Origin of the sequence: Roseomonas sp. KE2513 (genome assembly GCF_016107305.1) — a bacterium.
Classification (GTDB): Bacteria; Pseudomonadota; Alphaproteobacteria; order Acetobacterales; family Acetobacteraceae; genus Roseomonas.
In genome coordinates, this window is sequence record NZ_RCVR01000002.1 from 104,895 (window position 1) to 117,363 (window position 12,469).

Annotated in this window: 13 protein-coding genes; 4 read left to right on the forward strand and 9 right to left on the reverse strand. The window is 70.1% G+C overall.

The window, feature by feature from the left end; genetic code table 11:
- Nucleotides 1–2: 2 nt before the first annotated feature.
- Entirely contained in the window at nt 3–1,145 is a 1,143-nt protein-coding gene (locus D9599_RS02670) for an endo-1,4-beta-xylanase (protein ID WP_198379680.1), read from the reverse strand.
- A 1-nt stretch (nt 1,146) separates the two neighbouring features.
- Nucleotides 1,147–2,013: a ferritin-like domain-containing protein gene (locus tag D9599_RS02675; protein WP_198379681.1), complete on the reverse strand. Its 867-nt coding sequence runs from the start codon at nt 2,011–2,013 to the stop codon at nt 1,147–1,149.
- A 186-nt stretch (nt 2,014–2,199) separates the two neighbouring features.
- Between D9599_RS02675 and D9599_RS02680 the strand changes: the two genes are divergently transcribed.
- Nucleotides 2,200–3,120: an alpha/beta hydrolase gene (locus D9599_RS02680; protein ID WP_198379682.1), complete on the forward strand. Its 921-nt coding sequence runs from the start codon at nt 2,200–2,202 to the stop codon at nt 3,118–3,120.
- A 31-nt stretch (nt 3,121–3,151) separates the two neighbouring features.
- Here D9599_RS02680 and atpC read toward each other — a convergent pair whose 3' ends face one another.
- The 5 genes from atpC to D9599_RS02705 are packed head-to-tail and all read right to left on the reverse strand — an operon-like array spanning nt 3,152 to nt 8,035.
- The gene (gene atpC, locus D9599_RS02685) at nt 3,152–3,562 is read right to left on the reverse strand and encodes an ATP synthase F1 subunit epsilon (protein ID WP_198379683.1); all 411 of its coding nucleotides are present in this window, start codon (nt 3,560–3,562) and stop codon (nt 3,152–3,154) included.
- A gap of 4 nt (nt 3,563–3,566) precedes the next feature.
- Nucleotides 3,567–4,994, reverse strand: coding sequence for a F0F1 ATP synthase subunit beta (gene atpD / locus D9599_RS02690; RefSeq protein WP_198379684.1), 1,428 nt, complete (start codon nt 4,992–4,994; stop codon nt 3,567–3,569).
- Nucleotides 4,995–5,007: 13 nt separating this feature from the next.
- Nucleotides 5,008–5,892 (reverse strand): F0F1 ATP synthase subunit gamma, encoded by an 885-nt coding sequence (locus D9599_RS02695; protein ID WP_198379685.1) that lies wholly within the window; start codon nt 5,890–5,892, stop codon nt 5,008–5,010.
- 23 nt (nt 5,893–5,915) lie between these two features.
- The gene (gene atpA / locus D9599_RS02700) at nt 5,916–7,448 is read right to left on the reverse strand and encodes a F0F1 ATP synthase subunit alpha (RefSeq protein WP_198379686.1); all 1,533 of its coding nucleotides are present in this window, start codon (nt 7,446–7,448) and stop codon (nt 5,916–5,918) included.
- 2 nt (nt 7,449–7,450) lie between these two features.
- Nucleotides 7,451–8,035, reverse strand: coding sequence for a F0F1 ATP synthase subunit delta (locus D9599_RS02705; protein WP_198379687.1), 585 nt, complete (start codon nt 8,033–8,035; stop codon nt 7,451–7,453).
- A gap of 302 nt (nt 8,036–8,337) precedes the next feature.
- On the opposite strand from D9599_RS02705, the gene D9599_RS02710 reads away from it, so the two are divergent.
- Together D9599_RS02710 and D9599_RS02715 are read left to right on the forward strand one after the other, a co-directional pair.
- Nucleotides 8,338–8,580 (forward strand): hypothetical protein, encoded by a 243-nt coding sequence (locus tag D9599_RS02710; RefSeq protein ID WP_198379688.1) that lies wholly within the window; start codon nt 8,338–8,340, stop codon nt 8,578–8,580.
- Between the two features lie 17 nt (nt 8,581–8,597).
- Nucleotides 8,598–8,858: a hypothetical protein gene (locus D9599_RS02715; RefSeq protein WP_198379689.1), complete on the forward strand. Its 261-nt coding sequence runs from the start codon at nt 8,598–8,600 to the stop codon at nt 8,856–8,858.
- A 64-nt stretch (nt 8,859–8,922) separates the two neighbouring features.
- Here D9599_RS02715 and D9599_RS02720 read toward each other — a convergent pair whose 3' ends face one another.
- On the reverse strand, nt 8,923–11,250 hold the full coding sequence (locus D9599_RS02720; protein ID WP_198379690.1) for a primosomal protein N': 2,328 nt from the start codon (nt 11,248–11,250) through the stop codon (nt 8,923–8,925).
- 60 nt (nt 11,251–11,310) lie between these two features.
- Here D9599_RS02720 and fsa point away from each other — a divergent pair, with 60 nt between their 5' ends.
- Nucleotides 11,311–11,967, forward strand: a complete 657-nt coding sequence (gene fsa / locus D9599_RS02725) for a fructose-6-phosphate aldolase (protein ID WP_198379691.1) — start codon at nt 11,311–11,313, stop codon at nt 11,965–11,967.
- A gap of 25 nt (nt 11,968–11,992) precedes the next feature.
- Here fsa and D9599_RS02730 read toward each other — a convergent pair whose 3' ends face one another.
- Nucleotides 11,993–12,415, reverse strand: a complete 423-nt coding sequence (locus tag D9599_RS02730) for a cupin domain-containing protein (RefSeq protein WP_198379692.1) — start codon at nt 12,413–12,415, stop codon at nt 11,993–11,995.
- Nucleotides 12,416–12,469 lie beyond the last annotated feature (54 nt).

A 12,469-nucleotide genomic window follows, 5' to 3' on the forward strand; every position in this document is an offset into this window, starting at 1 on the left:
ACTCAGGCGGCGGAGAAGGCGCGGGCCATGGCGCGCCACATCTCCTTGCGGTTGTACTCCCAGTCCAGAGGCAGGCCCCGGTGCAGCTTGCCGTCCGGCCGCGCGACGCCTGCGGAGGTGACAAGCCAGGAGTGCCGGTCCGCCAGCCCCCAGGTTAGAAAGGTCTTCACCCCCGCGCCGATGGCGGATTCCATGAAGGCGGTGACGCGATCCCCCACCAGCCGGTCGCGGGCCAGGTAATCCTCGGGCAGGGTGTTGCCCTCCCGCACGTCCAGTTCCGTCACCAGCACCGACAGGCCCTCGGCCCTGAGCGCGTTGACGAATGAGGCGAAGACCGCGCCGCTGAAGGGCCGCACGAGCTGCAGATGCGCCTGGATGCCCACCGCGTCGATCGGTACGCGCCGTTGCAACATGCCGCGGACAAGGGCGAGCAGGCGGCGACGCTTCTCCTCGGCCCAGGGCGTGTCCTCCTCCACGCCGTATTCGTTCAGCACGAGGCGGAGCGTGGAGTCTTGCTCGCGCGCCAGGCGGAAGGCGGTGTCGATGTAGGAAGGGCCGAGGGTGCGGAGAAAGGGCGTGTCCCGCAGTTCGCCTTGCGCTTGGGGCGTGTCGCTGCCGGGCGGATCCGCGACCACCTCATTCGCCACGTCCCAGTCGCGAATGCGGAGGCGCGTGGTGGAAAGGACACGAGCGATATGGGCAGCCATGACCGCGCGGGCGCGGGGCGCCCCGTCGGCCACGGCGGAGACGGCCCAATCGGGGAAGGCCTCGTGCCAGACGAGCGCGTGGCCCCGCGTCGGCCGGCCACGCGCCGCGCCCCACCCCACCACGCCGTCGAGGGCAGTGAAGTCGAACTCGCCCTCCCTTGGCTGGAGGGTAGACCACTTGCCCTCGTATTCCGGGACGAGGAGCCCGGCCTCGTTCTCGTAGATGGCCGCGTAGGACGGGTCACCAGCGAGAAGGCCGGACTGCACCGCCGCCCCGAAGGTGAAGCCCTTTGCGCGCGCGATCTGGTAGAGACCGGGCCCCTGGCCCCGTGCTTGCCCCCAGGCCACGCCGCCACGGCCCAGCCCGGCGGCAAGGCCGGCGCCGAGCACGAGGCGGCGGGAGGCGCGCCCCGCCGGGCGCTGCGGAAGGCGGGCCATCTCAGGCCGCGGCGCGCGGGGAGGCGTTCTCGTTCGCCGCGCTTGAGCCTGAGCCTGAGCCCTGGGCGTACCTGCTACGCCGCCATTGCAGCAGCTTCCAGGCGCCCTTCGCCGCAAGGTCCGAAAGCCGCCCGCGCGGCTCCAGCCCGATCGACTTGAAGATCATGCCCATGCCCCGCTCGATGTGGCGGAAGCGGTAGTAGGACATGGAGCGGCCCATGTAGCTGCGCATGCAGCGCTCGTGGCTGTAGGGCAGGTTCGCCGGCTCGTTGCCGCAGTGGTAGGCAAAAGCCAGCTCGTCGTCCTCGGACTCGCCGATGCGCCCCGCGGCCACGCGCAGGCGTTGCGGGAAGGAGAGCTTCTCGCGCGCCAAGTAGCGCTTCATGTGGTCGTAGAAGAGCTTGAAGTGCCGGTACTCGTCCGCCGCGATCAGGCGGCAAACCTGCTTCAGCACCGGCTCCTCCGTGCTCTCGCCGAGCGCGGTGTAGTAGGAGGAGGTGCCGGTCTCGACCATGCAGCGCGCGATCAGCTCGCCCGTGCGGGAGCCGCGGATGGAGGCGTCGGCCTTCACGTCGATCTTGAAGCCCTCGCGGTAGCGGGCGAAGGCGTCGTCGAAGGACCAGCTGGGATCGGCGATTTCCGCCCAGCGGCCGAGGGCGTCGCCGTGCTGCACTTCCTCCACCGCCCAGTTGTCGGCGGCCTGGCGGAAGTCTGGATCGCCGGTGAAGACGTTGTTGAGGTAGATCGCGTAGTCCACCCCGTTCTTCTCCACGAGGGCGGCGGCCTTCACGAGCGACAGGATGCCCGGATCGACCTTCGTGGGATCGAACGCATCCCAGGCGACCTGGTCGAGGGTCCAGTGCTTCATGAGTTTCGTGGTCTCGCGCTAGGTGATCGGGGCTTGCAGCCCATTTGCCGGTCCGGGGGGGCGGCTTTCAAGCCCCGACCCGATCTTATCCGCGCCTTGCTCACGTTGCATCGGCGCCTCATCCTCCCTCCTAGGCGGCGAAGACCGCCTCGGAGAGGGGATCACCGCATGAAGGCAGCAAGGCGTGTGGCGGCCCCCTTGGGCCTGCTCCTCTCGGCTCTGGCCGCCACACCGGCCGCGGCGCAGATCGACCGCCTGCCGCACGATGTCGGCGCACGGATCGCGGGGATGGGTGCCAGGTTCGACGGCGACGTGCTCGCCGTGACCCGTGCCCTCTTTGGCCTCATCCCTAATGCCTCGACGGAAGGGCTGACCGTCACCAGGGACCAAGCCTATGGGCCGGACCCGCGGCACCTGTTGGACGTCTATGCCCCCGGCGCCTCCGGCACCCCGCAGCCCATCCTTGTCTTCGTCCATGGCGGCGGCTTCGTGCGCGGCGAGCGGGAGGCGAACATCCCCGCCTATGCCGCGCGGAATGGGCTGGTGGGCATCTCCATCACCTATCGCCTGGCGCCGGCAAACCCCTGGCCGGCGGGGGCGCAGGACGTGGGCGCGGCCATCGCCTGGGTGCGGGCGAATGCGTCGCGCTTTAGCGGCGACCCCGCCCGCATCGTGCTGATGGGGCACTCCGCCGGCGCGACCCACGCCGCCTCCTACGCCTTCGATCGCGCGCTCCACCCGGCGGAGGGGCCGGGCATCGCCGGGCTGATCCTCGGCAGCGGCTTCCTGAAGATGACGGCGGAGGACAAGGCGCCGGGGAACGTCGCCTATTTCGGCACCGATCCCGCGCAATACGCGGCACGCTCCCCGATAACGCATCTCGGCCAGAGCCGGCTGCCGATGCTGCTGTTCAACGCGGAGTACGATCCGGCCTTCCTCGGCGCCCCCACGATGGAGTTGGCGACCAGCGCCTGCTGGCGGGACGAGAAATGCCCGCGCACCATTCAGATGCGCGGGCACAACCATGTTTCGGAAATCTTCTCGGTGGGCACCGCGGACGATCAGCTCGGGCAGGAGATCCTGCGCTTCGTCCGCGAGCTTCGGTAAGCCGGCGAGAAACGGCGAGCCGTTCCCCGCACTAGGCTGCCTGAGCGGCGTCCTGCATCGCGCGGGCGGCCATCAGGCGGTCGTTGGCGCGCTCGCGGATTTCCGGCGCATCATTGGCGGCGGCGGCCAGGGCTGCCTCGGCCTCGGTCACGCGCTGAGCGGCGGTGGCGCGGGAGAGGTTGGCGAGCGGCGTCGCCTCGTCCGCAAGCACCGTCATCCGCGCGGGCGTGATCTCCGCGAACCCGCCCATGATGAACAGGCTCTCGGTCTCGCGCCCGCCCTCAGTCACCCGGATGACGCCGCCCCGAAGGGCGACGATCATCGGCGAATGGCCGGGCAGCACGCCCATCTCGCCCTCATAGGCCGGGATGACCGCCATCTCGACGGGACGCGAGAGGAGCAGGCGCTCCGGGCTCACCAGCTCGAGGTCGAAGGTGGCCATGGGATCAGGCCGAGACCTTGAGGGTATCGGCCTTCTTCACGGCCTCCTCGATGGTGCCGACCATGTAGAAGGCGGCCTCGGGGAGGTGGTCGTAGTCGCCGGCCACGATGCCCGCGAAGGAGCGGATCGTGTCCTCGAGCTTCACGAAGACGCCCGGCGTGCCCGTGAAGACCTCGGCCACGTGGAAGGGCTGGGAGAGGAAGCGCTGGATCTTGCGCGCGCGCGCCACGACCAGCTTGTCCTCCTCGGACAGCTCGTCCATGCCCAGGATCGCGATGATGTCCTGCAGCGACTTGTAGGTCTGGAGCACGCGCTGAACCTCGCGAGCCACGCGGTAGTGCTCCTCGCCCACCACGCGCGGGTCGAGCGCGCGGGAGGTGGAGTCCAATGGGTCCACGGCCGGGAAGATGCCGAGCTCGGCGATGGAGCGGTTGAGCACCGTCGTCGCGTCAAGGTGCGCGAAGGAGGTGGCCGGCGCCGGGTCGGTCAGGTCGTCGGCGGGCACGTAGATCGCCTGCACTGAGGTGATCGAGCCCTTCTTCGTGGAGGTGATCCGCTCCTGCAGCGCGCCCATGTCGGTGGCCAGCGTCGGCTGGTAGCCCACCGCGGAGGGGATGCGGCCCAGAAGGGCGGACACTTCCGCGCCGGCCTGGGTGAAGCGGAAGATGTTGTCGATGAAGAAGAGCACGTCCTGGCCCTGCTCGTCGCGGAAGTACTCCGCCATCGAGAGGCCTGAGAGGGCGACGCGGGCGCGGGCACCCGGCGGCTCGTTCATCTGGCCGTAGACGAGCGCCACCTTGGAGCCGGCGGTGTCGTTCTCGCCGAGCTTGATGACGCCAGCGTCGATCATCTCGTGATAGAGGTCGTTGCCCTCGCGCGTGCGCTCACCGACGCCCGCGAAGACGGACACGCCGCCGTGGCCCTTGGCGATGTTGTTGATCAGCTCCTGGATCGTCACCGTCTTGCCGACGCCGGCGCCGCCGAAGAGGCCGATCTTGCCACCCTTGGAGTAGGGGGCGAGCAGGTCGATGACCTTGATGCCCGTGACCAGGATCTCGGCCGCGGTCGCCTGGTCCTCGAAGGCCGGGGCGGCGCGGTGAATCGTGTAGGTCTTCTCGGCGGGAACCGGGCCGCGCTCGTCGATCGGCTCGCCGATGACGTTCACGATGCGGCCGAGCGTGCCCTCGCCCACGGGCACGGAGATGCCCTTGCCCTGGTCCACCACCTCGGAGCCGCGGACGAGGCCGTCCGTGGTGTCCATGGCGATGGCGCGCACGGTGCGCTCGCCGAGGTGCTGCGCGACCTCGAGCACGAGGGTACGGTCGCCGACCTCGGTGGTCAGCGCGTTGAGGATCTGCGGCAGCTCGGCGGGGAACTGCACGTCCACCACGGCGCCGAGAACTTGGGTGACCTTGCCGACGTTGTTCTTCATGGTTCGGGGTTCCTCAGACAGCCTCGGCACCGGAGATGATCTCGATCAGCTCCCTGGTGATGTTGGCCTGTCGCGTGCGGTTGTAGTTGAGCGTCAGCCTGTTGATCATGTCGCCGGCGTTGCGGGTGGCGTTGTCCATCGCGGTCATCTGGCTCCCGTAGAAGCCGGCCGCGCTCTCCAGCAGCGCACGGTAGATCTGAATGGCGAGGTTCTTCGGCAGCAGCGCCGAGAGAAGCTCCTCCTCGCCGGGCTCGTACTCGTAGAGGGCCTGGGCGCCATCGGAGGCGCCGGTGTCGTTGGCAGGCAGCGGCGCCGGGATCAGGCGCTGCTCGCTCGCCACCTGGCTGATCACGCTCTGGAAGCGGTTGTAGATCAGCGAGCAGACATCGAACTCGCCCGCCTCCAGCATCGCGGTGATGCGGGTGGCGATCTCGTCGGCCTGCTCGAAGCCGATGCGCTTGATGTTGGCGTAGCTGATCTCGCCCACGAAGCGGCTGGCGAGCTCGCGCTTGAGGTAGGTCGCGCCCTTGCGGCCCACCGTCAGCACCTTCACCGTCTTGCCCTCGGCCTCCAGCGCGCGAATGCGGGCGCGCGCGAAGCGGCCAGCATTCGTGTTGAAGGCGCCGGAAAGCCCGCGCTCGGCGGTGACGACGATCAGGAGGTGAACCTGATCCCGCCCCGTGCCGACAAGCATCTTCGGCGCGTCCGGGCTGCCCACCACGGCCGCGCCCAGGGACGCCAGCATGCGCTCCATCCGCTGGGCATAGGGCCGCGCCGCCTCGGCCTGCGCCTGGGCGCGGCGAAGCTTGGCGGCGGCGACCATCTTCATCGCCTGCGTGATCTTGCGGGTCGACTTCACGCTGTTGATGCGACCGCGCAGGTCCTTGAGGCTGGCCATGAGGGTGCTCCGCTACCCCCGGGTCAGCCGAAGGACTTGGCGAAGCCGTCGAGGAAGCCGACGAGCGCCTTGTCGTTGTCGCCGGTGATCTGGCCGCTGGTGCGGATGCTCTCCAGGATCTCCGGCTTGGCCGCCTTCAGCTCGCCGAGCATGCGACGCTCGAACTCGCCGACCTGGTTCACGGGCACCTTGTCCAGGTAGCCGCGCGTGCCGGCGAAGATCGACACCACCTGCTCCTCGACCGGCACGGGCGCGTACTGGGGCTGCTTCAGCAGCTCGGTCAGCCGCGCGCCGCGGGCCAGCAGCGCCTGGGTGGAGGCGTCGAGGTCGGACGCGAACTGCGCGAAGGCCGCCATCTCCCGGTACTGCGCGAGCTCGAGCTTAATCTTGCCCGCGACCTGCTTCATCGCCTTGATCTGCGCGGCGGAGCCGACGCGCGACACCGAGAGGCCGACGTTCACCGCCGGGCGGATGCCGCGGAAGAACAGCTCGGTCTCAAGGAAGATCTGCCCGTCCGTGATGGAGATCACGTTCGTTGGGATGTAGGCGGACACGTCGCCCGCCTGCGTCTCGATCACGGGCAGCGCGGTCAGCGAGCCAAGGCCGGCATCCTCGCCCATCTTCGCCGCGCGCTCGAGCAGGCGGGAGTGCAGGTAGAAGACGTCGCCCGGGTAGGCCTCGCGGCCCGGCGGACGGCGCAGCAGGAGGGACATCTGGCGGTAGGCAACGGCCTGCTTGGAGAGGTCGTCATAGAAGATGACCGCGTGCATGCCGTTGTCGCGGAAGAACTCGCCCATGGTGCAGCCCGTGTAGGGCGCGAGGAACTGCATGGGCGCCGGGTCGGAGGCGGTGGCCGCGACGACGATCGAGTAATCCATCGCGCCGCGCTCCTCGAGGGTGCGGACGAGCTGGGCGACGGTGGAGCGCTTCTGACCGACGGCGACGTAGATGCAGTAGAGCTTCTTGCTCTCGTCCGTGCCGGCGTTGATCGTCTTCTGGTTGAGGATCGTGTCGATGATGACGGCGGTCTTGCCGGTCTGGCGGTCGCCGATCACCAGCTCGCGCTGGCCGCGGCCGATCGGGATCAGGCTGTCGATCGCCTTGATGCCCGTCTGCATCGGCTCGTGCACGGACTTGCGGGGAATGATCCCCGGCGCCTTCACCTCGACGCGGCTCCGGGTCACGTCGACCAGCGGGCCCTTGCCGTCGATCGGGTTGCCGAGGCCGTCCACGACGCGGCCGAGCAGGCCGCGGCCCACCGGCACGTCCACGATGGTGCCCGTGCGGGAGACGGTGTCGCCCTCTCGGATGCGCGTGTCGTCACCGAAGACCACGACGCCGACATTGTCGGATTCGAGGTTCAGCGCCATGCCGCGCACGCCGGCGGAGGGGAACTCCACCATCTCGCCGGCCATGACGTTCTGCAGGCCGTAGCAACGGGCGATGCCGTCGCCGACCGTCAGCACGGTGCCCACCTCGGCCACGTTGGCGTCGGTGTCGAAGCCAGCGATCTGCTGCTTCAGGATGTCCGAAATCTCTGCGGGACGGATGTCCATGGTCAGGCGGCCCCCTTCATGGCGTAGCTCAGGCGCTGAAGCCTGGACTTGATGGATGTGTCGTAAAGGCGGGACCCGATCTTGACGATCAGGCCGCCGAGGATGGACGGGTCCACCGTCTCGGAGAGGCGGACGTTCGAGTACCCGGCCTCGGTGAGGCGGGCGGCGATCTGGGTGCGCTGGGTATTGGTCAGCGGGTGGGCGGTCACGACCTCGGCCGCCTGCTGCCCGCGCTGCTCGGCAAGCAGCGTGTCGAAGGCGGCCAGCACGCCCGGCAGCAGGTTCAGGCGCCGGTTGGCGATCATCACGCCGACGAGGTTCTTCACGTCGCCCGAGATCCCCGCCCGGTCGAGCACGGCGAAGGCGCCGTTCCGCTGGGCATTGGCGTCGAGGCGCGGGTCCTCGATGAAGGCGCGGAAGCCGGGGTCGTCGCGCGTGAGGGTCGCGAGGTTTTCGACATCGGTGGCGACGGCGTCCACCGTCTTCTTGTCCTTGGCCAGGTCCAGCAGGGCAAGCGCGTAGCGCTGCGCCGCGCCGCCCGTCTGGGGGGCGGAATTCTGGACGTTGGCGGCTGCTTCGGAGGCCACTGGCGATCCCGTTCGAGGGTTGGTGAAGACCCGTCGGCCCGTTCCCGCCCCGGTTCAGCGGGGCGCCTCGGGCCTGCACGGAACGCCCCGGGAATCCCCCGGGCGTCGGCGCGGGCCCCTTAACACGGTGCAATGCGGGGCGGCAACCGCCCTGCGCCGCGGAGAGGGCGTTGCAACGGTCACATGGTGTTCCGCCCGTTCGGATGGAACCCTCGGCGGGTCTCTCGCGCTCTATCCCCGACCGAAAGCGCCATGCGGCGCGAATCCGGCCAACACAGACACCTCGAGAGGGGGAAGCAGCGATGGACAAGGACAAGACCGACCAGAAGCGGGATCAGGAGACCGGCGACTGGGTCTCCGACCTCAAGCCCGGCGCCTCTACGAGCGCCAAGGTGGACAAGGGCGTGGAGGACACCTTCCCGGCGTCCGACCCGGCCCCGAAAAGCGGCGCCACGGGCTTCATTACCCCCGCCGGCGAGGACACGGCGGCGTCCACAGATCAGGGCCAGGGCCAGCCGGGCACCACTGCCGGCGGCAAGCCCTGATCGCGGGGGACTGACCCATGGGCGGGCGCGTCGGGCCGGAGCGGCCGGAAGAGAAGGGCCTGCGCGAGACGGGCGGCTGGAAGCCGGGCCTTCAGCCCGGCACCGGCCGCGGGGCAGAGCTGGATAAAGGGCTGGAGAGCGGCGTGAACGCCGACCCGGCCGTCCAATCCCCCATCCCCGGCTTCGTGGACCAGGCTGACCCGGTGGAGCAGGCGATCGAGGGCGCCGGAGTCGCGGAGGCGCGCAACGCCGTCGAGGACCTGCCCCGCCAGGGTTGATGCGTCTATGAACCCGCCCCGGCGCACGGCCCGGGGCGGGTTCGCGTGTGCCTAAAGGACTTGCTTAGAGGAAGCTGACGGGGTCCACGTCCACCTGTACTCGCACGGCGTTCGGCACCTCCACGCGGGAGAGCCATTCCCGCAGCAGCGGCTGCACCGCGACGTCCCGCCGTGCCTTCAGCAGCAGGCGCCGCCGGTGCCGCCCACGCAGCATCGAGAGCGGCGCCGGGGCCGGGCCGAGCACCTGCACCCCTTCCCCGCCCGGTGCCGCGAGGCCGAGGTCGCGCGCCACGCGGTCAGCCGCGCGCTCGTCCTCCGAACTGACGATCAGCGCCGCGAGACGGCCAAAGGGCGGCCAGCCGCCCGGGCGCCGCGCCTCCGCTTCCTCGGCCATGAAGGACTCGAGGTTGCCGGAAACGAGGGCCTGCATCACCGGGTGGTCAGGGTTCCAGGACTGCAGCATCACGCGCCCCGGGCTCTCCGCGCGCCCGGCGCGGCCGGCCACCTGGTGGAGAAGCTGCACCGTCCGCTCCGCCGCCCGCAGGTCGCCACCGGCAAGGCCGAGATCGGCGTCCACCACCCCCACCAGGGTCAGGTGCGCGAAGTGCCAGCCCTTGGCGACGATCTGGGTGCCGATCAGCAGGTCCACCTCGCGGTCCTGAATCATCCGCGCCGCTTCGGCGGCGGCGGCCGGGCCCGGGATGGTGTCGGACGCCATGACGAGGCGACGCGCGTCGGGAAAGAGCTGCGCCGCCTCCTCCTGCACCCGCTCCACCCCGGGGCCGATCGCGGTCAGGCTGCCCTCCGCGCCGCATTCGGGGCAGTGCTGGGGGATGGGTTCGGCGTGGCCGCAATGGTGGCACTGGAGGCGCCGCTGGGCGCGATGCTCGACCAGCCAGGCCGTACAGTTAGGGCAGCGGATCCTGTGGCCGCAGGCGCGGCAGAGCGTCATCGGCGCGTAGCCGCGGCGGTTGAGGAAGAGCATCGCCTGCTCCCCGCGCGCCAGCGTCTCGTTGATAGCCTCGATCAGCGGGGGGGAGATGAAGCGGCCGCGCTCGGGCGGAATCTTGCGCAGGTCCAGCACCGTGACCTCCGGCAGGCCCGCGCTGCCGTGGCGGCGGGGCAGGTTCTGCGCGGAATAGCGGCCCTGCTCGGCATTGGTCAGCGTTTCGAGACTCGGCGTCGCGGAGACGAGGACACAGGTGGCGCCGGCCATCCGAGCGCGCACCACGGCCATGTCGCGCGCGTGGTAGATGACTCCGTCCTCCTGCTTGAAGGCGGTCTCGTGCTCCTCGTCCACGATGATGAGGCCGAGGTCCGGGAAGGGCAGGAAAAGGGCGCTGCGGGCGCCGACCAGCACCGGCGCCTCCCCGTCGGCAACGGCCCGCCAGGTGGCGCGGCGCAGGCGGCCGGATAGCTCGGAGTGCCAGATGGCGGGGGCGCAGCCGAAGCGCTCCTTGAACCGGTCCAGCCACTGGGAGGAGAGCGCGATTTCTGGCAGCAGCACCAGCGCCTGCCGCCCTTGGCGCAAGCACTCCGCCACGGCGTCGAGATAGACCTCGGTCTTGCCCGAGCCCGTGACCCCCGCCAGCAGCGTGACGCCGAAGGCGCGCGTGGCGACGGAGGCGCGCAGCCCTGCCGCCGCCTCTTCCTGCTCCTCGGCCAAGGACGGGCCGGGGTGTTCGGGATCAGGGCGGGCGAAGCTGCGGGGGCGCGGCAGAAGAGCAGGCTCGATCAGCCCCTGGTCGGCCATGCCGCGCAGCACGCCCGTGGAGACCTCCGCCTCGTCCGCGATGTCGGCGCCCGCACGGGGCTCGCCGGGCTCCATCACGTCCAGCACGCGGCGGCGCTGGGGGGTCAGGCGGTAGCCGGGGGCGCCGCCCTGGGCCAGCTCGCCCGCCGCGGAGAGCTTCCACCCGGCCTGCTGCCCCGCCGGCTCCAACGCGGAGGGCACGGACATGGCCATCCGCAGCACGGCCCCGGGCGGCGCCAGCGTGTAAGCGGCGACCCACTCAACGAAGCGGCGCAGGCTCTCCTTCATCGGCGGCGCGGGCAGCACGCCGAGGATGTCGCGCAACCGGCCCTCGGCAAGCTCCGCGTCGGGCTCGCCGTCCCAGACCACGCCCAGCACCTCCCGCCCGCCCAGCGGCACGGCGACGAAGCTGCCCGGCTCCGGCAGGGGCGTGCCGTTGGGCACGCGGTAGTCGTAGGCGCCGCCATTGGGGCTATCGAGAGGGATGGGAAGCAGCACGCGGACGCGGCGCGACGGCGGCCCGGCGGGCGCGGCGCGGCGCTTCCCCTTGGCCGTTGCCGGCGGCGCGGAGACCAGCCCGTCCCCGAACAGCCCGCCGTCAAATGATGCGGCTTTGTCGCTGGACTCCACCCCTGCCATGGCTATTGATCCACCCCCGAGGCGATCTGAACGCCTAACTCGGGCCCCAGGACCATATTCATGAAATTCTTCGTCGACACCGCCGAAGTCTCCGAGATCCGCGCCCTCGCCGAGAGCGGGCTGCTCGACGGCGTCACCACCAACCCCTCCCTGATCGCCAAGTCCGGCCGCCCGATGGCCGAGGTGATCAAGGAGATCTGCGACATCACCCCCGGCCCCGTCTCCGCCGAGGTCACCGCCACCGATTACGACGGCATGATGCGCGAGGGCGAGCACCTCGGGCGCATCGCACCCAATGTCGTCATCAAGCTGCCGCTGACCGAGCCGGGGCTGCGCGCATGCAAACATATGGTGAACAACGGGGTCATGGTCAACGTGACGCTGTGCTTCTCCGCGGCCCAGGCGCTGCTCGCGGCGAAGGCCGGGGCCACCTACATCTCCCCCTTCGTCGGGCGGCTGGACGACATCGGCCAGGACGGCATGACGCTGATCGCCGACACCGTTCAGATCTACAAGAACTACGACGCCATCCAGACCGAGGTGCTGGTCGCCTCCATCCGCCACCCGATCCATCTCATCCAGGCCGCGAAGATGGGCGCCCATGTGGCCACCTTGCCGCCGGCGGTGATCAAGTCGCTCTACAAGCACCCGCTGACCGACCGTGGGCTGGAGAGCTTCCTGGCGGACTGGAAGAAGACGGGCCAGTCCATCCTCTGAGGACCGGCCTGCCCCGGCGCGGACCCTATCCGGCCGGGGCGGGCACCAATCCGTGCCGCAGCATCACCTCCCGCATCCGGGCAGGGTCCGGCGCGCCCCCCGCCACCAGCGCTGCCAATTCGCGGAAATAACCCGGCCCGAGGACGCCAGGGGTGAGGATGCAGAGGCAGGTCGCGGCCTCCTGGGTGTCGTTCCGGAAGCCGTGCACCACGCCGCGCGGGATGAACAAGGATTCGCCGGCGGGCAGCTCCACGTCGCGCCCCGCCACCTTCCAGCTGGTTGTGCCGGAGAGGCCGAGGATCGTCTCTTCCCAGCTCTCGTGATAGTGCGGCACGGGCATCCGGGCGTTCGGCAGCACCGTCATCTCGAAGAGGTCGAGCGCGCCGCCCGTCCCCTCTCCGGTCTGCTTGAACCGCAGCTCAAGACCACCGAGGCGGATGGTCTCCATGCCAGGCTCTCCTCCCGAGTTAGGCCCGCACGATGACGGGCGCGGCCCGGCGGC